Source organism: Streptomyces malaysiensis subsp. malaysiensis, assembly GCF_040653035.1.
Classification (GTDB): Bacteria; Actinomycetota; Actinomycetes; order Streptomycetales; family Streptomycetaceae; genus Streptomyces; species Streptomyces malaysiensis.
Genome location: NZ_JBEZNG010000011.1, coordinates 148,915 through 170,810 on the forward strand (window position 1 = coordinate 148,915; position 21,896 = coordinate 170,810).

The following is a 21,896-nucleotide window of genomic DNA, read 5'->3' on the forward strand; positions in this document are numbered from 1 at the left end:
CTTGTTAGGGAAGCGTCCGATGGCGGGATGGAGGGGGAGGCGTCCGGTGGACCTCGATCTCAGCGAAGGGCAGCTGGCCTTCCGGGCCGAGGCCCGGCGGTGGCTGGCCGCACACACGCCCACCACCGCCCTGCCCTCCCTGGAGACCGCCGAGGGGTTCGCGGCGCACCGCGCCTGGGAGCGCATGCTCGCGGCGGACCGCTGGTCGGTGGTGACCTGGCCCGAGGAGTACGGCGGCCGGGGCGCCTCGCTGGTCGAGTGGCTGCTGTTCGAGGAGGAGTACTACGCGGCGGGCGCGCCAGGCCGGGTCAGCCAGAACGGGATCAGCCTGCTCGCCCCCACCCTCTTCGAGCACGGCAGCGCCGAGCAGCGCGCCCGGATCCTGCCGCCGATGGCGTGTGGCGAGACGATCTGGGCCCAGGCGTGGTCCGAGCCGGAGTCGGGCTCCGACCTCGCCTCGCTGCGCTCCACCGCCCGCCGCGCCGACGGCGGCTGGCTGCTCGGCGGGCAGAAGACCTGGTCGTCCCGGGCGGCCTTCGCCGACCGGGCCTTCGGGCTGTTCCGCAGCGATCCGGCGGCGGACGCACCGCACCGGGGGCTCACGTATCTGATGTTCGCCCTGGACGCGCCCGGTGTGACCGTGCGCCCCATCGGCCGCCTGGACGGCAAGCCCGCCTTCGCCGAGCTCTTCCTCGACGAGGTGTTCGTCCCCGACGAGGACGTCATCGGCGAGCCGGGGCAGGGCTGGCGCATCGCGATGAGCACGGCGGGCAATGAGCGCGGACTGACCCTGCGCAGCCCAGGGCGGTTCACCGCGGCGGCGCGGCGGCTGGTGGCGCTGTGGCGGGAGCGGGCGGACGCGCCGGGGAGCGGGGCGGCCGAGGCGGCCGCGGTGCGCGACCGGGTCGCCGACGCGGTGATCCGCGCCCGCGCGTATGAGCTCTTCGCCTACGCGGGCGCCTCCCGGCTGGCCGCCGGGGGCTCGCTCGGGGCCGAGTCCAGCCTGAACAAGGTCTTCTGGTCGGAGCTGGACATCGCCCTCCACGAGACGGCCCTGGACCTGCTCGGTCCCTACGGCGAACTCGCCGACACCGCGGACGACCCCGCCGCGCCCGACCCCTGGTCCGACGGCTACACCTTCGCCCTCGCGGGGCCGATCTACGCGGGCACCAATGAGATCCAGCGCGACATCATCGCCGAGCGGCTGCTGGGGCTTCCGAAGGGGCGCCGGTGAGCTGTGGTGTCGCCGGTGACCGGACCAGTGGTTGACGAGGGGAACGCCTGGATGGAATTCATGCTGGATCAGGCGCAGACGGACTTCGGCCGCACCCTGGACCGGATGCTCGGCGCGGCCGACACGCCGCGCGCCGTCCGGGCGTGGGCGCGCGGCGAGCATGCGCCGGGGCGTGCCGTGTGGGGGCGGCTCGCCGAAGCCGGGGTGACCGGGCTGGCCGTACCGGAGGCGTACGAGGGCGTCGGGCCGCTGCCGGTGGAGCTGGGCGTGGCGTATGTCGCGGCGGGGCGGCACGCCGTGCCGGGGCCCCTGGCCGAGACGGCCGCCGCCGCGGTGCTGTTGGCCGCGCTCGCCCAGGGAGGTACGGCGCGGGCCGGACAGGCGGCCGGACACTGGCTGCCCCGGATCGCCGACGGGCGGGCGCTGGTGACGCTCGCGGCGGCCGACGGCGGGCCGTACGCGCTGGACGCGGACGCCGCCGACGCCGTCTTCGCCGTCGAGGGCGAGGAGCTGTGGCTGGCCCCGGGGCACGGGTCGGTCCAGCCCTCGTTCGACCCGGCCCGCCGACTGGCCCGGCCGCTGCCGGGCGGTGAGCCGCTCGCCCGGGGCCCGGCCGTGGCCACGGCCGCCGCGCGCGCCGCGGACTGGGCCGCCTTCGCCACGGCCGCGCTGTCCCTGGGGACCGGGCTCGCGCTGGTGGAGCGCACTGCGGCGTACGTCAAGCAGCGCACTCAGTTCGGCCGCCCGATCGGCTCGTTCCAGGCGGTGAAGCACCGGCTGGCGGACGCGCTCATCGGGCTGGAGTTCGCCCGGCCGCTGCTGTACGGGGCCGCGGTCGCGCTCGCGGCGAGGCCCGCGAACGGGGCCCGCGCGGAGGTCGCCGCGGCGAAGGTGGCCGCCGGGGAGGCCGCGTACACGGCGGCGCGCACCGCCCTCCAACTGCACGGCGCGCTCGGCTACACCGACGAGTACGACCTCTCGCTGTGGATCCGCAAGGCCCGCGCCCTGCGTACCGCCTGGGGCTCCCCGTCGGTCTGCCGCTCCCGCGTCCTCGCTGCCGCGTCCTCGCGCCCTGACCGGTCTTGATCCATGCTGTATCGACCATCAGTGAGCGAACAGCGAGGTATGCGCGGATGCACCGGCCACGGCCCACCCTGGAGAGCGTGGCGCGCCGCGCCGGCGTCTCGCGCGCCACCGTCTCCCGTGTCGTCAACGGTTCCACGAAGGTCGGCGAGGACAGCCGTGAGGCGGTCCTGAGTGCCATCCAGGAGCTGGGCTATATCCCCAACCAGGCCGCCCGCAGCCTCGTCACCCAGCGCACCGACTCCTTCGCGCTGGTGCTCCCCGAGGAGCCGGGCCGGGTCTTCTCCGACGACCGGTTCTTCCCGGGCGTGGTGCGCGGGGTGAGCCAGGAGCTGGAGGCCGCGGACAAGCAGTTGGTGCTGATGATGGCCCGCTCCCCCGCCAGCCGTGACCGCATCGAGCGCTTCGCCCTGGCCCGCCATGTCGACGGCGTCATGGTGGCGTCGATGCACGGCGCCGATCCGCTGCCGGCCGCGCTGGTCCGGATGGGCATCCCGGTGGTCTGCAACGAGCGGGTGCCGGGCCCAGCGTCGCCGCCGTACGTGGGAGTGGACAACGCGGCGGGCGCGGCGCTGGCCGTCGAGCATCTCATCCGCTCCGGGCGCACCCGTATCGCCACGGTCGCCGGTCCCCAGGACATGGTGGCCGGGATCGACCGGCTCTCGGGCTACCGGGTGGCGCTGGCCGGTGCGCGGCTGGAGGCGTACGTGGCGGTCGGGGACTTCACCCAGGAGTCCGGGGCGGTCGCGATGCGGGAGCTGCTGGACCGGGAGCCGGGGCTGGACGGGGTGTTCGTGGCCTCCGACCTGATGGCGATCGGGGTACTGCGGGCGCTGCGCCGGGCCGGGCGAAGGGTGCCGGAGGACGTGGCGGTGGTCGGCTTCGACGACATCGAGCCCGCGGGCTACACCGAGCCCCCGCTGACCACCGTGCGCCAGCCCATAGCCGAAATCGGCTGCCGCCTGGCCCGCCAGTTGCTCCGCCTGACGGCGGGCGAGCCGATAGAACCGGCGCTGGTTCTTCCCACCGAGTTGGTGCTCCGCGAGTCGGCGTAGCCGGGCGCGCGACACGGTGCCCTCGGGGTGGCCTCGAGGTGACCTCGAGGTGGCCCTGTCGTGGGGGGCTTGGACTACTCGGCTCGGTTGGGTGCGGGTTTCGTCTCGCGCCTTCGGCGCAATTGAGCAGCGGGGCAGGGAGGCGGGGGCGCGGGCCTCGTCGCCGAGCGCCGGGCCGGTGGGTGTGGACGCCGGGGGCGGCACCGGAGGCCGGAAGCCGAGGCCGGTGCCGGGCTGGAGAGAGGTGGGGGGCGTAGGTGGCGGGGGCCGGGTGGCTGTCGTGTGCCCAGGTCGGGGCGGGGCTGCCAGGGGCTGGAAAACGGTGGGGCCGTGGCACCGGAGGGGGCTGCTTGGTGCTGGGCTGGCGGCTCCTCCGGGTACCCGTTGAAAAAACGCTTGATCTGAAGCAACTAATTTGTCAAACGTTTTCGGAGGGGGTACCCCAACCCCTCGCGGCTGTCCGGCGCCGACCCCAGCCCTCGGCCAGGGGCGCCGCCACCGGCGCCCACACCCACCGGGCCGGCGCCCGGCGGCGGTGCCGCGCCCCCCGCCCCCTGCCCCGCTGCTCAAATGCGCCGAAGGCGCGAGACGAAACCCGCACCCAACCGAGCCGAGCAACCCAAGCAAACCAACCCGAGCCGGGCAACCCGTACCGCCAGCCCGCCGCGGAGGCGCCCGCTCAGCCACCCCCCGCATACCGCGGCAGCCAAGCCCGGAAGTCCCGTTCGAACGCGTCGTAGCGGCGTCGCAGGGCCGCGCCCGGCCAGTCCTTCGGCAGCAGGCGGGCGGGAAGGACGGGGTCGGCGAGGAGGTGGCGGAGGGCCGCGGCCGCGACGGTGAAGCGCTCGGCCGGTTCCTCCGCGGCGTCCAGCGCCGCGCCGAGCAGCCTGGCCTGGCGGGCCCAGCCGTCCAGGTCCCACAGGCGCGCGGCGAGCTCGGCCGGATCGCCTTCCGGCGCGCCGGTGAACCAGCCGCACTGCTCGGCGGCGACGTCCGGGCGCGGGTGGACGAGGTTGGCGGGGCGCATCCACGTGCCCTCGCGCAGTTCGGCCAGGCGCAGGGCGGCCATGGCCTGGCGGAGGGCGGCCCGCTCGGCCGCCTCGCGGCGGTCGGAGGTGACGACCGCGATCTCCCAGTCGCCGCTCCAGCGCCGGGTGCGGGGAGCACGGCTGTCGTCCTGCCGCGCCTGGCGGGCCAGCAGCCGGTCGGTGAGCCGGTAGGTGCCGCCGCTCTGCTCCAGGTCACCGGCCGCGACCATACGGGTGAGCGCGACCCGGATGGTGCCCTCGGCGGTGCCGAAGAGCGCGCCGACGCGCACCAGCGCGCGGGCGGGCAGCTGGGGCGGGTGATGGCCCAGCAGGGTGCTGAGCACGATCGAGCGCGCGGTCAGCGGCCGCAGGGTGAGCGTTCCGGTGTCGTCCATGGTTACGCGAAACCCTATCCATTACAGTTCCCCATCGCGCATTATGGAAGTGTAAGACCACCCCGGCCGCCCCCGGGAGACCGCGAACGAGGAGATGTCTGCCATGAGCGCTACGCACGAGGTCCTCAACCAGGCCCCGCCGCTCGTCGGCTTCAGCACGGCGGACGAGCCCGCCCTGCTGGAGGCCCTGCGGCGGCACGGCGGCGGCTGGGGCGAGCGGGAGGTGCGGGAGCTGGGCGCGCGGGCCGGTTCCGCCGAGGTCCAGGACTGGGCGCGGATGGCCGAGGAGCACCCCCCGGTGCTGCACACCCACGACCGCTACGGCCATCGCGTCGACGAGGTCGAGTACCACCCCGCCTACCACCAGCTGATGGGCGTGGCCGTGGAGAGCGGCCAGCACGCGGCCGCGTGGAGCGAGAGCCGCCCCGGCGCCCATCTGGTGCGCGCGGCCAAGTTCTACGCCTTCGCGCAGGCCGAGCCCGGCCATGGCTGCCCCATCTCCATGACGTACGCCGCGGTCCCGGCGCTGCGCGCCGAACCGGAGCTCGCCGCCGGGTACGAACCGCTGCTGGCCGCCCGCACCTACGACTTCGGGCTGCGGCCGCCGCTCGGCAAGCGGGGCCTGATCGCGGGCATGTCGATGACGGAGAAGCAGGGCGGCTCGGACGTCCGCGCCAACACCACCCGGGCCGTACCGGACGGTGCCAGCCGCTATGTCCTCACCGGCCACAAGTGGTTCACCTCCGCGCCGATGAGCGATGTCTTCCTGACGCTGGCCCAGACGGAGGAGGGGCTCACCTGCTTCCTGGTGCCCCGGGTGCTGCCGGACGGCAGCCGCAACCCGCTGCGGCTGATGCGGCTCAAGAACAAGCTGGGCAACCGCTCGAACGCGTCGGCCGAGATCGAGTACGAGTCCGCCGTGGCCTGGCGGGTCGGCGAACCGGGCCGCGGCGTGCGGACCATCGTGGAGATGGTCAACGTCACCCGGCTGGACTGTGTCATCGGCTCGGCGGCCGGCATGCGGGCAGGGCTGCGGCAGGCGCTGCACCACGCCGAGCACCGCCGGGCGTTCGGCGCCGACCTGGTCGACCAACCGCTGATGCGCAATGTACTGGCCGATCTTGCGGTCGAGTCGGAGGCGGCCACGACGCTCGCGATGCGGCTCGCGGCCGCCCTGGACGGCGCGGAGGCCGGGGACGAGGGCGCGGCGGCGCTGCGCAGGCTGGGGCTCGCGGTGAGCAAGTACTGGGTGTGCAAGCGCGGCGCCACCCACGCCGCCGAGGCCCTGGAATGCCTGGGTGGCAACGGCTATGTGGAGGAGTCCGGGATGCCGCGCCTGTATCGCGAGGCACCCCTGCTGTCGATCTGGGAGGGCTCGGGGAATGTCGCCGCGCTCGACGTGCTGCGCGCGCTGGGCCGCGACAACGGCGCCCTGGAGGCGTTCCTCGCCGAGGTCGACGCCGCGGCCGGGGCCGACGCCCGGCTGGACGCGGCCGTGGACCGGCTGCGCGGGCTGCTGCCGCAGCTCGCCGACCCCGAGCGGGCGCAGCTGCTGGCGCGCCGGCTGGCCGAGCAGATGACGCTGGTGCTCCAGGGCAGCCTGCTGGTGCGGTACAGCCACCCCGCGGTCGCCGACGCGTTCTGCGCCTCGCGGCTCGACGGGGACTGGGGGCACGCCTTCGGCACCCTGCCGCCCGGTACGGACACCGGCCCGATCCTGGAGCGCGCCCGTCCGAAGGACGCGCGGTGACGCCCACGGACGGCGCGGCGGGCCCGGAGGCCGCGGACGCGGCCGGTGCGCCCCTTACGGTTCGCACCGAGCGGGAGGGCCCGGTCACCACGGTCGTGCTCTCCCGCCCCGAGGTGCGCAACGCCGTGGACGGCGCGACCGCCACGGCGCTGGCCGACGCCTTCCGCGCCTTCGACGCCGACCCCGAGGCGCGGGTCGCGGTGCTGTGGGGCGAGGGCGGCACCTTCTGCTCGGGCGCCGATCTGAAGGCGGTCGGCACACCACGCGGCAATCGCGTGGCCGAGGGCGGCGACGGCCCGATGGGGCCCACCCGGCTGCGGCTGTCCAAGCCGGTGATCGCGGCGGTCAGCGGCCACGCCGTGGCGGGCGGACTGGAGTTGGCGCTCTGGTGCGATCTGCGAGTCGCCGAGGAGGACGCGGTCTTCGGGGTGTTCTGCCGCCGCTGGGGCGTCCCGCTGATCGACGGTGGAACGGTACGGCTGCCACGGCTGATCGGTGCGAGCCGGGCGATGGACCTGGTGCTGACGGGCCGGCCGGTGGCAGCCGACGAGGCGTACGCCATCGGGCTCGCCAACCGCCTCGTACCGCCGGGGCGGGCACGCGCGGAGGCGGAGCGGCTGGCGGCCGAGATCGCCCGCTTCCCACAGACGTGTCTGCGCTCGGACCGGGCCTCGCTGCTGGAGCAGGAGGGGCTGCCGGAGGACGAGGCCATGGCGCGGGAGCTGCGCCATGGCCAGACCACACTGGCCGAGGGGCTGGACGGCGCGGCGCGGTTCGCGGCGGGCGCGGGTCGGCATGGGAGCTTCGGCCAGCTCTGACCAGGAACGGAACCCGTCACGGGGCGAGCTGAGCGCACGTCGGATGAATGTCCTCGGCTAAACCTCGATGCGCCGATATCCGGGTTCATTCCCCTATTCGAGGGAATCCAGGCGTTCACCCGGCTGGCAGGCGCCCGTTCGGCCGAACATCTCCTCGTGAAGCGATGGCAGCGCGTATGGCGTGCGGGGGTCCTGACCACTGCCCTTCTTCTCGCCTCGGCGGGGGCGACAGCCCTGGCCGAGGAGGGCGGTGTCGGTCCGGCGGCCGCGCCCGCCTCCCCCCGGCCGACGGCCGATGCCCGGTCCGGGGCCGGGGCGGGAGGCCCGGACGACGGACCGCACGCCTCGGTGCGGATCCGGATCGGTCCCGGCCTGTGCGTCTGCGTCGCGGCATCGGCGAGCCGCGTCCGCTTCATCGCCCGGTTCGGCTGGTGCCCCACGCCGACCCCCACGCCCACGCCGACCCCCACACCGACGCCTACGCCCACTGCCACGCCCACACCGACGCCCACCCCCACGCCGACACCGTCCCCAACGCCCACCCCCAGCCCGTCCGCCACACCGACGCCTACGCCCACCCCCACACCGACCCGGAGTGCCACTCCCGCACCCACCCCGACACCGCGGGCCCCCTCCCCCACGCCCACTCCGCGGCTCCCCGCGCCGGGGCCCACACTCGCGCCGGCGTTTCCGCCCCCGCCCTCGCCCCCGCGCACCAAGCCTCCGGCATCACCCCCCACGCCGGCTCCCGCACCGGCCAGGACCCGTGCCGTCGAGATGCACGCGTATCAGAAACCCACGCGTGAGAAGCCCGACAACGGGACCTCGTTGGTCACCTTCACCCTGCTGCTCACCGCGCCCGCGGTCCTCGCGGCCGCCGCTCTCCGCCCGCGTTCGCGCTCCGGCACGCGCGGCGGGCGTGGCGGACGGCGTGGCTGACAGCGCACCGCCGAACCGCTTGGGAGGCTATCCATGCCCGAATGGCTGATTATGACCCTGGTGATGGCCGGGACCTGCGCGGTCGTGGTGACCGGGGCGGTCCTCAACTCCCGTCGGCTCGGGGAGGATGACGATCCGGACGAGACCCCCGATGTCCTCGACTACATGATCATGATGATCGGCGTGGTCTACGCGATCGTGCTGGGCCTGGCGATCGCCGGTGTCTGGGAGGGTCGCTCCGCCGCGCAGGACGGGGTCCGTACGGAGGCGCAGGCGCTGCACGAGGTGGCCGAGCGGGCCAGCGTCTACCCCGGCCCGGTGCGCGACCGGATCCGTGACGACGTGGACGCGTATGTGCGCCATGTGGTGCACACCGAGTGGAAGGTGATGATCGACAAGGGCGAACTCACCGACCGCGGCACCAAGCTGCTGACCACCCTGCGCCGCGATGTCACCTTCGCGACTCCGCACAGCGATCTCCAGTCGCAGGCGTATCAGCCGATGGTGGATCAGGTGGCCGCGGTGGACGACGCGCGCACCGCCCGGCAGCAGAGCGCGGGGCCCACGATGCCCCCTCTGGTCTGGTTCGGCCTGGTGCTGGGCGCGGCGCTGGTGATCGGGCTGGTCTTCACCCTCCAGATCCGCCGCTCGCCCCGGGAACTGCTGCTCGCGGTGATGTTCACCGCGCTCATCGTCTTCCTGCTCTTCCTGGTGTGGGACTTCGACGAGCCCTTCGGACGGTCGGTCGGCGACTCGACCACGGCCTTCACCGATCTGTTCCCCAGCGCACGGGGAGGGTCTTGAGCCCGTTCTGGAAGTTGGAGGTCAGCCGCACCGGCTCACCCGCCCGGCGCAGCCCCGGCAGCCGGTCCAGGGTGGCGCGCAGGATGGCCCGCATCTGGACGCGGGCCAGATGCGCGCCCAGGCAGACATGCGGTCCGAAGCCGAAGCTCAGATGGTCGTTGGGGGCGCGGGTGATGTCGAAGCGGTCGGGGTCGGTGAAGACCGTCTCGTCGCGGTTGGCCGAGGCGTGGAAGACGACGACCTTCTCACCCCGCCGGATGAGCTGTCCGCCCAGTTCCACATCGCGGGTGGCGGTGCGCCGGAAGTCGATGACGGGCGGCCAGAAGCGCAGCATCTCCTCCACCGCTGAGCCGGTCAGCTCGGGCCGGTCGAGCAGCAGCCGCAGGCTGTCGGGGTGGTCGAGGAGGGTGAGCAGCCCGCCGGGGATGCCGTTGCGCAGCGTCTCGTTGCCCGCCACGGCGAAGAGGAAGAACATGTTCTCGAACTCGTCCCGGCTCAGCCCGCCCTCCCGCATCCGCGCCATCACACTGCCCGGCCGGGGCCGCTCGGCGAGTGCGTGGGCATAGGCGAACATATCGGCCAGGGCCTCGCGGGAGCGCGGGTTCATCGGCCGGCCGTCGGGGCGGCGCGGCGCCGAGTCGGGTCTGCGGACGAGGGCGGCGCGCGCCATGGGGCTGAGCTCCTCCTGGGCCGCGGTGGACAGTCCGGCGTAGTCGGCGTCCTGGTAGCCGATAACCCTGCCGGCCCAGTCGAACAGCAGCCGCCGGTCGCCCTCGGGGACGCCCATCACATGGGCGAGGGTCCAGACCGGCAGATCGGCGGCGAGCTCCACGAAGTCGGCCTCGCCGCGCCCGGCCACTGAGTCCACGAGCGCCACCGCACGCTCCTCGATGACCGCCTCCAGCTCCCGTACGGCGCGGGGGGTGAAGGCCGCGGCGACGATACGGCGGGTGCGGGAGTGGTCGGGCGGGTCCTGGTTGAGCATCATCGCCCGCACGAACTCCAGATCGGCGGGGGTGTCGGGGTCGCGGATCTGGGTGGCCCCGAGGTGGGAGGAGAAGACCTCGGGGGTGCGCAGGACGTGTTTGACGTCGGCGTGCCGGAACACCGCCCAGAAGCCGGGGCCGGCCGGCCAGGCCCCGACCGCGGGCTCGTCTATCCGGCAGACCGGGCGGGTGGCGCGCAGTTCGGCGAAGAGCGCGTAGGGCACACCGGCGGTGTAGGTCTCGGGAAGGAACGCCTCGACAGGGTTCACAGCCGAGACCGTACGGCGCCGCCCTCCGGGCCCGTCAAGACGCCCTCGGCCCATCGGACGCCTCAGCCCATCAGGACGCCCTCAGCCCATCAGGACGCCCCAAGGCCGCCGGATGCCCTGGGCCTCACTCGTCCCCCTCGGCCCATCAGGCATCCCGGCCCTGCCTCACGCGCCCCTACGGCACCGGCACCGGGAGGATCCGGCGCAGCGGGTCCTCCGGCAGCCGGCCGTGGGCCTTCCACTCCCGGGGGTAGCCGACCGAGACCTCCTGGAACTTCACCCCGTCCTCCACCGTGGTCCGGGGGATGTGCAGATGGCCGTAGACGACGGTCTCGGCCCGGAACCGCACATGCCAGTCGGCGGTCAGCTCGGTGCCGCACCACAGCGCGAAGTCGGGGTAGCGCAGCACCCGGGTGGGCAGCCGGGTCATCGGCCAGTGGTTGATGAGCACGGTCCGCAGCTCCGGGTCGACGGCCGCCAGCCGGGCCTCGGTCTCGGCGACCCGGGCCCGGCACCACGCGTCGCGGGTGGGGTACGGGTCGGGGTGCAGGAAGTGCTCATCGGTGCAGACCACGCCCGCCTCGTGGGCGTGGGCCAGCGCGGCCTCCTTGGTGGCCAGTCCGTCGAGCCGGAAGGTGTAGTCGTAGAGCAGGAACAGCGGGGCGATGACCAGCGGCCCGCCGATGCCCTCCCAGAGGGGGTAGGGGTCCTCGGGGGTGACGATGCCCTTGGCCCGGCACATCTCCACCAGCGCCTCGTAGCGAGCCACCCCCCGGACTTCCAAGGGGTCCTTGGGATGGGTCCACAGTTCGTGGTTTCCCGGTGACCAGATGACTTTGGCGAAACGCTCGCTCAGCAGGCCGAGGACCTCCTCGATCTCGGAGAACACCTCGCCGACGTCCCCCGCGACGATCAGCCAGTCGTCGTCGGAGCCGGGCCGCAGCCGCTCCACGATCGCCCGGTTCTCCGGATAGGCCACATGAAGGTCGCTGATTGCGAGGAGTTCGCCCCCGTGGGTGCCACCCATTGTTTCTCCTGTCGTACGGTGGCGGTCATGACGCGGTCGCGGTGCGCGGGCACCGCGGTTACGGGCCGGTTGATCACCGGACCGTCCCTGGCGCTAGCCTCGCAGATGTGGTGGACAAACTCCCTCCGTCTTTTGAACGGGGAACCGACGGACCGAAGGTCATCGTGGTCGGACTGGACGGTTCCGAATCCTCCTGGCGTGCCGCGGCCTACGCCTCCGGACTGGCCAGACGGCAGAAGGCGCTGCTCGCCGTGGTCTACATCCAGCCGGTGCTGGCGGCCGGGGCCGCGCTGGGGGCATCGGTGGCCGACACCACGGGCGAGGTGGCCGAGGAGCTGATGGGGGAGATCCGGCAGGCCGCCGAACGGCTGCGCGGCGCCTTCGAGGTGCGCTGGGAGTTCCACACCTTCCGGGGCGATCCGTACAACGGACTGGTCCAGGCGGCCGATGAGCTGAAGGCCGACGCCGTGGTGGTGGGCGCGTCCGAGCAGGCCGGGCACCGCTTCATCGGCTCGGTGGCGGTACGGCTGGTCAAGGCGGGGCGCTGGCCGGTCACCGTGGTGCCCTAGAGCCCCTGCCGGCTCGCGGAGCCCCGCGTGGTGAGGCACGGTGGGAGAAGCGAACGGACCGCCCCACGCACCGGGGAGACTGCGATGGCCCACATCTACCGGGTGACCGAGATCGTCGGCTCGTCCAGCGAGAGCGTCGACGACGCGATCCGCTGCGCCATCGGCCGTGCCTCGAAAACGCTCCGCAATCTCGACTGGTTCGAGGTCGGCCAGGTGCGCGGGCATATCGAGAACGGCCGGATCGCGCACTACCAGGTGGGTCTGAAGGTCGGCTTCCGGCTCGAGGACCCCGACTCCGGCACCGGGAACCGGGCCGGCTGACCCCGCGGCCCCGGCGGGCGCGTGCTCAGCCACGGGGGACGACGGTGGACAGCACGGACGGCAGCGGATACCAGTCGGCGGTGGCGAAGCTGGCGTGGCGGGCGGCGAGTTCGGACACCCGGTCCCTGGCCTGGGCCTCGGTGGGGTTGGTGCCGTCGATCGCGGGGGCCACGTTGTGCGCGTCCGTCATGATCAGCAGGTAGTGCCGCTCGTCGTACCAGGCGGTGTCGATCCCGCTGGTGACATACGTGGAGGCGTCCCCGTCGAAGACCACGAACCACGGCCGGAGCGTGGCGTCGGTGTAGCGGGTGCGCGGGTCGCCCGAGGCGGCGTTGTGGACGGCGGGGAAGGCGGCGGCCTGACCGAGCTTCCCGGCGGCGGACAGATCCCGCAGATGGGTGGCGTACTCACGGTCGGTCCACAGCGTGTCCAGGGGGTTGTTCTCCTCGACCGTGCCCGGTATCAGCTCGAAGACGAACTTGCCCGCGAGCTCCGAGCGGGACGGCCAGCCGTCCGCCCGTACCGCCTCGTCGAGGTCGGCATGGCCGCCCACCACATCCGCCGGACGCAGCAGCGCGTCGCCCAGCGTGGCGCCGAGGAGCGCGTCGAGGTCGCCCGGACCGCGTCCCTTCTTGCCGTTGAAGCCGTCCTTCAGCTCCACCTTGACGAAGATCGGACGGTGTCCGGGATGGGCCTGGTGCCAGGCCCGCATGTCGGCGAGGCAGCCGGCCAGGCTCTGGTTGCGGGGCTTGGTGCGCAGCTCGCCGGGTCCGGCGGCGTTCTCGCAGTTGTTGTCGTTGCCGAGCGGATTGCTGTGTGAGACCCGCCAGCCCGCGCCGAACGCGTTGGTCCACACATCGAGTTCCAGGAGCGAGGCGCCGGAGTCCAGCGCGTCGGCGAAGTAGGGGTACTTGGCGTCCTCGTACGCGTTGTGCACCCCCACCGAGGTGGTGGCGGAATACGACGGATCGTCCGCCGCGGCGGGCCGGGCCTCCGCGGATGCCGTCAGACACAGTGCGGCGGCCGCCGCGGCGACCGCCACCGTTCCCGTGCGCCGGGCATGACCGCGCGCCGGACTCCCCGCCTTGCCCATGTGCCCCCACCCTCGTCGATGTCCCGACCAACTGGGCAGAAGCGTACGGGAGTCGCGTCATGGGTTACGAGGGGTCATGGGTCACAGCGGTACGGGCCCGGCGGCGTTGCTGCCGCTGAGCCCGTCTCATGTGCCGCGTCTCACACGGCCGGGGGCGGTTTTCCACACCGCCGGGGGACGTTCAGGGGTCAGGGGCGCTCCCCCGCACCGCTCGTCGCGGTCTCGTGCGGCCGTCCGCCGGGCGGCTTGGGAGCCAGCGGGGCGGTCAGATCCATACCGGTGCCGCGCCGCAGCCCGGTGAGGAACTCCCGGAGCGTCTCGACGGCGGTGTGCCGGGGCCGCCAGCCCAGTTCCTCCTGGGCGCGGGTGGTGTCCATCAGCGGCAGCCGCAGGGCGGCGTCGAGCAGTTGGGGCGAGGGCGGCAGCAGATGCAGATGCCAGGCCGTGGCCATCGCCGAGCGGGCGGCCAGGCGCGGGATGCGCACCTTGCGCGCGTCGAGGAGGCCCGCCAGCGTGTCGCCGTCCACCGGCGGTTCGGCCGCGAGGTTGAAGGCGCCGCGCACCTCACGGCCGAGCGCCAGCCGGTACGCCTCGGCGGCGTCGTCGGTGTGCAGGACCTGGAGCCGCAGTCCTGGCAGGTCGACGACGGCGGGCAGGAAGGTGCCGCGGATCAGCCGCCGGGGCAGGAAGGGGCCCATGAACAGCCGGCGCTGCTCGGCCGCCGCCTCCTCCTTGAAGAGGAAGCCGGGTCGCATCCGCACCACCCGGATCTGCGGATGCTCCAGCTCGAAGGCGTCCAGCACCCGCTCCACATACGCCTTCTCACGGCAGTACGCGGCCTCCGGCCAGCCATGGGTGGGCCAGGACTCGTCCACCGGGCGGCCGTCCTCGGGGCCGGGCGAGTAGGCGCCCACCGAGGAGGCGTACACCAGCACCGGCACCTCGGCCCGCGCCACCGCCTCGAAGACCCGGATGCTGCCCAGGACATTGGTGTCCCAGGTGACGGCGGGCCGATGGCTCGGCTGGATCAACCAGGCGAGGTGGATGACCGCGTCGGCGGCCTCGAAGTGCCGTACGAGGTCCGCCTCCTCGCCGGAGTCCCGCCCGATGTCCGCCCGTACCCAGGTCGTCTTGGGCGGCGACCAGTTGGGCACCCTGCGGGCGATGCCCACGATCGACGCGATGTCCGGAGCCTCGCCGAGCGCGCGGACGACGCTCGTGCCGACATTGCCGGTGGCCCCGACCACCACCACGCGCATTCCCTGCTTGACGCCCATCTGTCCGCTCCTTCCGGCAGTTTCGTGCTCTCGGCGATCCCGCCCCTCAGCCGTCCTCAGCCCTTGCCGACCAGCTCCCGCGCGGCCGCGACGATCGCGTCCGCGTCGATTCCCGCGTCGCTCAGCTGCTCGGCGGGGGTCGAGGAGGCCGGCATCATGCGCACCGCGAGCCGGACCATCCGGGGCACCGGACGGCCGTCGGCGAATGCCCCGAGCACCGCGTCGCCCAGTCCGCCCTCGGGGTGGTGGTCCTCCACGGTGATCAGGCGCCCGGTCACCTCGGCGGCGGTGCGCAGCGTCTCGGCGTCCACCGGCTTGAGCGAGTACAGGTCGATGACGCGGGCGGGGATGCCCTCCTCGGCGAGCCGGTCGGCGGCCTCGACGGCCTCGTGCAGGGTCACCCCCGCGCCGATCAGCGTGACCCGGTCGCCGTCGGTGGCGCGGACGACCTTGGAGCCGCCGATGGGGAAGGTCTCGGAGGACGGGTAGATGACCGGCGTTCCGCCGCGCGTGGTGCGCAGATAGCGGATCCCGGACTCCCCGGCCATGGCCGCGGTCAGCTGGGCGGCCTGGTTGGCGTCGCACGGGTAGAGCACCGTGCTGCCGTGCACCGCGCGCAGGGCCGCCAGGTCCTCCAGGCCCATCTGCGAGGGGCCGTCCTCGCCGATGGCCACCCCGGCGTGGGAGCCGATGAGGTTGAGGTTCGCGTCGCTGATGGAGGCCATCCGGATGAAGTCGTAGGCGCGGGTGAAGAAGGCCGCGAAGGTGGAGACGTACGGGTTCCAGCCGCGGGCCTGCATGCCGACGGCGGCAGCCACCAGTTGCTGCTCGGCGATGAAGAACTCGAAGTACCGCTCGGGGTGCTCCTTGTGGAAGTACTCCAGCCGGGTGGAGTCGCCCACCTCGCCGTCCAGCGCCACCACATCGCCGCGGGCCGTGCCGACGGCGGCCACCGCCTCCCCGAACGCGTCCCGGGTGGGCACCGAGTCGCCGGTGTTGTAGCGCGGCAGGGCCAGCGGGCCCTCGGAGGCGGGCCGGGCGGGGGTCACCGAGGGCGGGCCGAGCACCGGTACGGCCAGGTTGCGTACGCCGCCGAGTTCGGCGATGGCCTCGTCCGGATGGGTGAGCGGCTTGCCGTGCATGCCCTCGCGGTTCTCCACCGAGGCGACACCACGGCCCTTCATGGTGCGGGCGACGATGGCGGTGGGGCGGCCGACGGTGGACAGCGCCTCGGCGTAGGCGCGGTCGATGGCCTCGATGTCATGGCCGTCGATCTCGATGGTGTGCCAGTCGAAGGCGCGGATGCGCCGCGCGTAGGCGTCCAGGTCCCATTCGTGGCGGGTGGGCCCGCGCTGGCCGAGCCGGTTCACATCGATGATGGCGACGAGGTTGTCCAGCCGCTCGTAGCCCGCGTGCTCGAACGCCTCCCACATCGACCCCTCGGCCATCTCGCTGTCGCCGCACAGCACCCATACGCGGTAGGGCACATGGTCCAGCCGCTTGCCGCTGAGCGCGGTGCCCACGCCGTAGGGCAGGCCCTGTCCGAGCGATCCGGTGGCCACGTCCACCCATGGCAGCCGGGGCGTGGGGTGGCCCTCCAGCCTGCTGCCGCGCTTGCGGAAGGTGACGAACTCCTCGTCGCGGAGGGCCCCGGCCGCCTTGTAGACCGAGTAGAGCAGCGGGGAGGCATGGCCCTTGGAGAAGATCAGGTGGTCATTGCCGGGGTGGTCGGGCTGCTCGAAGTCATAGCGCAGATGGTTTCCCATCAGGACGGCCATCAGGTCCGCGGCCGACATCGACGACGTGGGATGGCCGGACCCGGCGGCCGCGGCGGCACGCACCGAGTCCACCCGGAGCTGCTGCCCCAGCTCGCTGAGTTGTTCGTGTCGCATTGTTCTCCTTCCAGGTTGCGGCGGTCGGCCGCGGCCCGGGGCGCGCCGGCGGTCAGCGGCGGCCCGCCCGGGCCGTCTGAGCGATCTCGGGCGACTCGGTGTCCAGCGGCACCGCCCACGGCGGGACCATCCCGAGCTGCACCGCCTGGCGGGGCAGTACCGCGTCGAGCAGCCAGTCGGAGGCGACCCGGACCCGGTTCCCCGGCATCGCCATCAGGTGGTAGCCGCGGGTGACCGCGTTGGCGATCGGCCCGGACAGCGGTACGTGCAGCGGGTCCGCGGCCGCCTGGACCCCGCCGAGGTCGACGGTGAACCCGAGGTCATGGTGTTTGTACGGCTTGTGGTCGCCGTGCCCGAGGGAGGCGAGGATGTTGTGGGCCGCGACCTTTCCCTGCCGCTGGGCGTGCTGTGCGGTCATCGGGGTGAACTGGCCCGGCCGGGTCAGATCGGGCACCGCGGCGGCGTCCCCGCAGGCCAGCACGTCCGGATAGCCGGGCACGGCCAGATACTGGTCGACCCTCAGCCGGCCGCGTTCGGCCGCCAGTCCGAGCCGCTCCACCAGCGGGTCGGGGCGTACCCCCACGCACCAGATCAGCGACCGGGTGGCGATGCACTCGCCGTCGTCCAGCAGCACCCCCTCCGAGGTGGCCTCCTTGACCGTGGTGCGGGTGCGGACCTCCACACCCCGTTTGCGCAGCACCCGGTCGGCCGTGCGGGACAGCTTCTCGTCCAGCTCGGGCAGCACCCTGGGGGCGATGTCGAGCAGCAGCCAGCGGGGGCGCGGCCCGTCGCGCAGCGAGGTGTTCTTCCGCACGAGCGAGTCGGTGAAGAGCACCCCGTGGGCGGCCACCTCGGTGCCGGTGTAGCCGGCGCCGACCACCACGAAGGTGCGGCGGGCCTCCCGCTCCGCCGGGTCCGAGGTGGTGCCGGACATCTCCATCTGCCGGGTGATGTGATCGCGCAGGTAGAGCGCCTCCGGCATACCTCGGAAGCCGTGGGCGTGCTCGGCCACTCCGGGGATGGGCAGCAGCTTGTTGACGCTGCCCACGGCGAGGACGAGTCGGTCGTAGGCCATCTCGCCGGGGCGTCCGTCCGGGTCCCGCCAGGAGATCCGGCGGGCGTCCAGATCGACGCCGTGGACCTCGCCCAGCACCAGCCGGACATGCGGGAGGGTGCCGGTGAGGGAGACCGAGACCCGCCGGGGCTCCAGGACCCCGGCCGCCACTTCGGGCAGCAGCGGCAGATACAGGAAGTAGTCGTTGGGATTGATCAGGACGATATCCGCCGCGCCGCGCAGGGTGCGGGAGAGTGTACGGGCGGTCTGGTAACCGGCGAAGCCGGCACCGACGATCACTATGCGTACTGGGCTCACACGAATCTCCCGGGCGTACGGGGGCCAGGGCGCTCCAAGTGCCCGTGAGAGCCCGGACCAAACGTGCGGCCCGGTCGGCCCGCCCCGGGGACCGCCTTCCGAACGCCTTCCGGACGGTCCCGCTGCGGTCCCGGGGGCGGGGCCGCGCTCGCGTCAGCGGCGCCGGCGGGCCGTCTGTGCGTCGATCCGCTCGTCCCAGTCGATGCGGTAGCCGGTCAGCCAGTCCGAGGCGCCGCCCGCGGCCCGGTCCAGCTTGCGCGGCATGGTGACATCGCGCAGGGCGCGCGCCACGGGCCCCTGTGCCGTGCGGCGGGCCATGCCCGCACTGGCCATGGCGACCTTCTCGACCCGCCCCCGGCGCAGCGCCTCGTACGCGGCGAAGGCCGACTGGGGCGTGCGCAGATCGCGCAGGCATTTGGCGAGCACGACACCGTCCTCGATGGCCATCGACGCGCCCTGTGCGGCATTGGGCGCGCAGGCGTGCGCGGCGTCGCCGACGATGACCATGGCCTCCTCGGACCAGGCGGGGGTGGAGACGATGTCGTAGGCGGCGGTGGCCACGATGGAATCACCGGTGGCACGGACCAGGTCGGCGGCGGGGGTGTTGTCGTCGGCGAGGAGCGCCAGCAGCCGCTCCCGCCACTCCTCGGCGCTGACGGCGGCGAGCTCGGCCTTGGACATCTCCTGGGCCGGGGCGTTGCAGAACCACCAGATCTCGCCGTCCGGGGCGGTGGTGCAGCCGAAGAACGCCTGCTTGCCGAAGATCATGGTGTAGGCGTCGGGGTCCGGGGGCGAGTCGGCGTCGCGGGTGTAGCCGCAGACGGTGTGCTGTCCGGTGTAGCGGGGGCGGGGCGCGCCCGCGTCTATGATCCTGCGGACGAGCGAGTGGATGCCGTCGGCGCCGATCAGCATGTCGCCCACGGCACGGCCGCCGTCGGCGAAGGAGCCGACGATCCGGCCGTCGGGGCTGGTGTGGGCGGCGAGCAGCCGTTTGCCGTGCTCGATGCGGACTCCGCGGCGCACCGCCTCCTCGCGCAGCACCCGGGCGAGGGTGGCGCGTTTGAGCGTCACGGAGCCGAGGCCGCCGTCCTGTGATCCGGACATGGGGCGGTTGCCGAGCCGTTTGCCGGTGTTGCTGATGAAGTCGACGCGGCCGACCGGGAAGGAGTTCTCCAGCACGGGTTCATGGGCGTCGATGGTGCGCAGTGCCTCCAGGCCGTTGGCGGCGACGACGAGGAACGCACCGGCGTCGATGGCGTCCGTGGGGTACGTCTCGTGGACGACCGCGTCGATCCCGGCCTTTTGCAGGGCCATCGCGGTCACCGTGCCGGCGATGCCGCCACCGATGATCAGGGCTGTGGTCATGGTGCTCCGTGACGTGGCGTGGGGTGTCGTGTCGTGGGGTTGCGACAGCACCATATGGCGGGCCGGAGCTCCTCGGGTCAAGAGCGGGAGATCAACTGGCCGGTGGTGGGCGGCATTTGAGACGGCCGCCGGCGCCGGCAGACCACTCCCTGGGGAGGCCCCGCTACTTGAGCAGCCGGGACAGCCGGCGGTCGGCGAGCGGCTTGCCACCGGTCTGGCAGGTGGGGCAGTACTGCAACGCGGAGTCGCGGAAGGACACCTCGCGGACGGTGTCCCCGCACACCGGGCACGGCTGTCCGGCACGGCCGTGCACCCGCATGCCGTCGCGCTTCTCCCCCTTGAGATCGGTGGCGGCCAGGCCGCGGGAGCGCTCGACGGCGGAGCGCAGCGTGGTGCCCATCGCCTCGTACACCCCGGCGATCTCCTCCTCGGTGAGGTCCGAGGCGAGCCGGTAGGGCGACATCCGGGCGGCGTGCAGGATCTCGTCGGAGTAGGCGTTGCCGATCCCGGCGATGACGCTCTGGTCGCGCAGCACCCCCTTGATCCGGTGGCGTACGCCGCGCAGCAGCCCGGCGAAGGTCTCCAGGGTGAAGGAGTCGTCCAGCGGGTCCGGGCCCAGCCGGGCGATGCCGGGGACCTCCTGGGCGTCGCGGACCACGTACACCGCGAGCCCCTTGCGCGTCCCGGCCTCGGTGAGGTCGAAGCCGGAGCGCTCCGGGCCAGCCAGGAGCAGCCGCAGCGCGAGCGGGCCCTTGCCGGGGCGGGGCGGGGTCTCGGGGAGTCCGTCCCGCCAGCGCAGCCAGCCCGCCTTGGCGAGGTGGACGACCAGATGGGGGCCGTCGGTGGCCAGGTCGAGGAACTTGCCGTGGCGGGCCGCCGCCGTGACGGTGCGGCCTTCGAGCGAGCTCAGCGGCGGGTCGTAGGTCTTCAGGACGCTCACCGCGACGGGGAGGACACGGGCGATCTCCCGGCCGGCGGCGCGCTCGGCCAGGATCGCGGCGAGGGTCTCCACCTCGGGCAGCTCCGGCATGCCACCAGTGTGCCGCAGCCCGCGGCGGAACCACCCGGGGCCCGCGGCGGAACCCGCCGGGGCGCCCCCGAGGGCCGATCACCACCCGATCACCCCGATCACCACCGATTACCCCCGATCACCCCGATCACCACCGATTACCACCGACGCACCGCTCCGGGCTGCGGTCGCGCGAACGCTCCCCTACCGTCTCTTTTGTTCCTTATCGTCGCCCTTTGCCCCGTACGGAGCGTTCCTCATGATCAACACCGGACAGCAGTCCGTACGAAGCGAGACGGCAGACGGCGGTGAGGTGGTACGCGTCGGCGAGGTGGCGCGGCACGAGGCGATGGGCGGGGCGCGGCGCGCGGGGTACGAGGGCTATGAGGCGTACGAGGGCGGCAGCCCCGAGGCGGAGCGGCTGCGCTTCGAGAAGCTGACGCGTGAGCTGCTGCGGATGCAGCGGGTGCACCCCGACCGCGCGGACGGCTCGGGCGTCCCCCAGCTGCTGCGCCCCTTCCGCGCCAGGGCGGCGCTGGGCGTGGAGAACGCCCGGCTGCGGTTCCACGACGGCCTTCCGCCGGAGCTGTGCGTGGGCTACGCCCGGCCGGGCGCCGAGTACCCGGCCGTGGTGCGGCTGTCCAGCGCGAGCGGCACCGAGCCGTACGGCGCCACACCCGATCTGCGCCGGATCGCGGTGCGGGTGCAGGCAGGTCCGGAGGAGACCCACGATCTGCTGGCCACCAGCTTCCCGGTGTCGCATGCCGCCGACGCGCATGAGTTCGTGGCCTTCGCCAAGGCCACGGCGGGCGCGGGGAGCACCGTGGAGAAGGCGTTCGGGCTCTTCGTCCAGCTGCCGCTGGCGGTGGGCTGGGCCACCGCCGACCGGATGCGCCGCAATCTGCGGATCGCCACCCGCCATACGGTGGGCTCGCTGGCCCGCGAGACCTTCTGGAGCCGGGGCGCGATCCTGTGGGGCCCGGCCGGTCCGGTGCGCTTCCAACTGCGCCCGGCGCCCGGCGGCACCCCCGCTCCCCCGCCCGACCGCGGCGACCCGGACTATCTCCACCGTGAGCTGGCGATGCGGCTGTCCACCGGCGACATCGCCTTCGAGCTGTGTGTGCAGCGCTATCTGGACGACCGGCGCACCCCGGTCGAGGACGGTTCGGTGGAGTGGCGGGAGAGCGACGCGCCGGTCGTCCCGGTCGCGGTGCTCACCGTGCCGCGCCAGAACCTGGACAGCGACCGGGCCCGGTCCGCGGCCGGCCGGGTCGAGCGGCTGGCGTTCAACCCCTGGCACACCACCGAGGAGTTCCGTCCGCTCGGCAATCTCAACCGGGCCCGCAAGGCCGCGTCCGAGACCGCCGCGGCGGACCGGCTCGGCCCGCGCCTCCACCACACCGCCGAACCGCCGCGCGCCCCGCTGCTGCCCGACCCGGTGCGCGCGGCCGTCGACCTGCCGGTGCGCGCCGCCTTCGGCCTGGTCAACCGCTGTGTGCCCTGGCACCGGCTACCGGCCCCGCCGGGGCTGCTCAACCCGGTCACACTGGGCCGGACACTGCGCCGGTTCGGCCTCGGCAGGACCGCTCCCTGAGGAGTCGACCGCTGGA

19 protein-coding genes are annotated in these 21,896 nt (G+C 73.4%); 10 read left to right on the forward strand and 9 right to left on the reverse strand.

All coding sequences use genetic code 11. From position 1 onward, the window contains the following. Window positions 1–19: 19 nt before the first annotated feature. Genes AB0E24_RS23090 through AB0E24_RS23100 form a run of 3 tightly spaced genes read left to right on the forward strand, consistent with a single transcriptional unit; the run spans window position 20 to window position 3,372 of the window. Window positions 20–1,234 carry an acyl-CoA dehydrogenase family protein gene (locus tag AB0E24_RS23090; protein WP_435865311.1) on the forward strand — a complete coding sequence of 405 codons (1,215 nt, stop codon included), beginning with the start codon at window positions 20–22 and terminating at the stop codon, window positions 1,232–1,234. A 51-nt stretch (window positions 1,235–1,285) separates the two neighbouring features. Further along, window positions 1,286–2,320, forward strand: a complete 1,035-nt coding sequence (locus tag AB0E24_RS23095; protein ID WP_251770956.1) for an acyl-CoA dehydrogenase family protein — start codon at window positions 1,286–1,288, stop codon at window positions 2,318–2,320. Between the two features lie 47 nt (window positions 2,321–2,367). Further along, on the forward strand, window positions 2,368–3,372 hold the full coding sequence (locus AB0E24_RS23100) for a LacI family DNA-binding transcriptional regulator (RefSeq protein WP_359379509.1): 1,005 nt from the start codon (window positions 2,368–2,370) through the stop codon (window positions 3,370–3,372). A gap of 679 nt (window positions 3,373–4,051) precedes the next feature. On the opposite strand, the gene AB0E24_RS23105 is transcribed toward AB0E24_RS23100, so the two are convergent. Then, window positions 4,052–4,795, reverse strand: coding sequence for a PaaX family transcriptional regulator C-terminal domain-containing protein (locus AB0E24_RS23105; protein WP_206333945.1), 744 nt, complete (start codon window positions 4,793–4,795; stop codon window positions 4,052–4,054). Window positions 4,796–4,898: 103 nt separating this feature from the next. On the opposite strand from AB0E24_RS23105, the gene AB0E24_RS23110 reads away from it, so the two are divergent. From AB0E24_RS23110 to AB0E24_RS23125, 4 genes are all read left to right on the forward strand, one after another. Next, window positions 4,899–6,545, forward strand: a complete 1,647-nt coding sequence (locus AB0E24_RS23110; RefSeq protein ID WP_359379513.1) for an acyl-CoA dehydrogenase family protein — start codon at window positions 4,899–4,901, stop codon at window positions 6,543–6,545. After that, window positions 6,542–7,363, forward strand: coding sequence for a crotonase/enoyl-CoA hydratase family protein (locus tag AB0E24_RS23115; protein WP_206333943.1), 822 nt, complete (start codon window positions 6,542–6,544; stop codon window positions 7,361–7,363). The genes AB0E24_RS23110 and AB0E24_RS23115 overlap by 4 nt, the downstream gene beginning before the upstream one ends. Before the next feature lie 431 nt (window positions 7,364–7,794). Then, window positions 7,795–8,169 (forward strand): hypothetical protein, encoded by a 375-nt coding sequence (locus tag AB0E24_RS23120; RefSeq protein WP_359379516.1) that lies wholly within the window; start codon window positions 7,795–7,797, stop codon window positions 8,167–8,169. Window positions 8,170–8,335: 166 nt separating this feature from the next. Then, window positions 8,336–9,106: a bestrophin-like domain gene (locus tag AB0E24_RS23125; RefSeq protein WP_069860463.1), complete on the forward strand. Its 771-nt coding sequence runs from the start codon at window positions 8,336–8,338 to the stop codon at window positions 9,104–9,106. Here the strand turns inward: AB0E24_RS23125 and AB0E24_RS23130 are convergent. Beyond that, on the reverse strand, window positions 9,069–10,361 hold the full coding sequence (locus AB0E24_RS23130) for a cytochrome P450 (protein WP_359379518.1): 1,293 nt from the start codon (window positions 10,359–10,361) through the stop codon (window positions 9,069–9,071). The genes AB0E24_RS23125 and AB0E24_RS23130 overlap by 38 nt on opposite strands. Before the next feature lie 175 nt (window positions 10,362–10,536). Further along, window positions 10,537–11,388 carry a metallophosphoesterase family protein gene (locus tag AB0E24_RS23135; RefSeq protein WP_079259980.1) on the reverse strand — a complete coding sequence of 284 codons (852 nt, stop codon included), beginning with the start codon at window positions 11,386–11,388 and terminating at the stop codon, window positions 10,537–10,539. A 107-nt stretch (window positions 11,389–11,495) separates the two neighbouring features. Here AB0E24_RS23135 and AB0E24_RS23140 point away from each other — a divergent pair, with 107 nt between their 5' ends. Together AB0E24_RS23140 and AB0E24_RS23145 are read left to right on the forward strand one after the other, a co-directional pair. Beyond that, entirely contained in the window at window positions 11,496–11,957 is a 462-nt protein-coding gene (locus AB0E24_RS23140) for a universal stress protein (RefSeq protein WP_079259979.1), read from the forward strand. An 84-nt stretch (window positions 11,958–12,041) separates the two neighbouring features. Beyond that, window positions 12,042–12,278 carry a dodecin gene (locus tag AB0E24_RS23145; protein ID WP_069860459.1) on the forward strand — a complete coding sequence of 79 codons (237 nt, stop codon included), beginning with the start codon at window positions 12,042–12,044 and terminating at the stop codon, window positions 12,276–12,278. Window positions 12,279–12,303: 25 nt separating this feature from the next. Here the strand turns inward: AB0E24_RS23145 and AB0E24_RS23150 are convergent, their stop codons facing one another. The 6 genes from AB0E24_RS23150 to AB0E24_RS23175 all read right to left on the reverse strand — a co-directional run bounded on the left by AB0E24_RS23150 (window position 12,304) and on the right by AB0E24_RS23175 (window position 20,307). After that, on the reverse strand, window positions 12,304–13,371 hold the full coding sequence (locus tag AB0E24_RS23150; RefSeq protein ID WP_359379522.1) for a phosphatidylinositol-specific phospholipase C domain-containing protein: 1,068 nt from the start codon (window positions 13,369–13,371) through the stop codon (window positions 12,304–12,306). Between the two features lie 188 nt (window positions 13,372–13,559). Continuing rightward, window positions 13,560–14,648: an NAD-dependent epimerase/dehydratase family protein gene (locus AB0E24_RS23155; protein ID WP_099015854.1), complete on the reverse strand. Its 1,089-nt coding sequence runs from the start codon at window positions 14,646–14,648 to the stop codon at window positions 13,560–13,562. Between the two features lie 56 nt (window positions 14,649–14,704). Further along, window positions 14,705–16,540 (reverse strand): transketolase, encoded by a 1,836-nt coding sequence (locus tag AB0E24_RS23160; protein ID WP_069860798.1) that lies wholly within the window; start codon window positions 16,538–16,540, stop codon window positions 14,705–14,707. A gap of 52 nt (window positions 16,541–16,592) precedes the next feature. Then, complete coding sequence (locus AB0E24_RS23165; RefSeq protein WP_087684344.1) at window positions 16,593–17,912, reverse strand: NAD(P)/FAD-dependent oxidoreductase; 1,320 nt, start codon at window positions 17,910–17,912, stop codon at window positions 16,593–16,595. A gap of 153 nt (window positions 17,913–18,065) precedes the next feature. Then, on the reverse strand, window positions 18,066–19,277 hold the full coding sequence (locus AB0E24_RS23170; RefSeq protein ID WP_069860797.1) for an FAD-dependent monooxygenase: 1,212 nt from the start codon (window positions 19,275–19,277) through the stop codon (window positions 18,066–18,068). 163 nt (window positions 19,278–19,440) lie between these two features. Continuing rightward, window positions 19,441–20,307, reverse strand: a complete 867-nt coding sequence (locus tag AB0E24_RS23175) for an Fpg/Nei family DNA glycosylase (protein ID WP_359379526.1) — start codon at window positions 20,305–20,307, stop codon at window positions 19,441–19,443. Between the two features lie 238 nt (window positions 20,308–20,545). Here AB0E24_RS23175 and AB0E24_RS23180 point away from each other — a divergent pair, with 238 nt between their 5' ends. Continuing rightward, on the forward strand, window positions 20,546–21,880 hold the full coding sequence (locus AB0E24_RS23180; RefSeq protein WP_359379529.1) for a catalase family protein: 1,335 nt from the start codon (window positions 20,546–20,548) through the stop codon (window positions 21,878–21,880). Window positions 21,881–21,896: the final 16 nt, after the last annotated feature.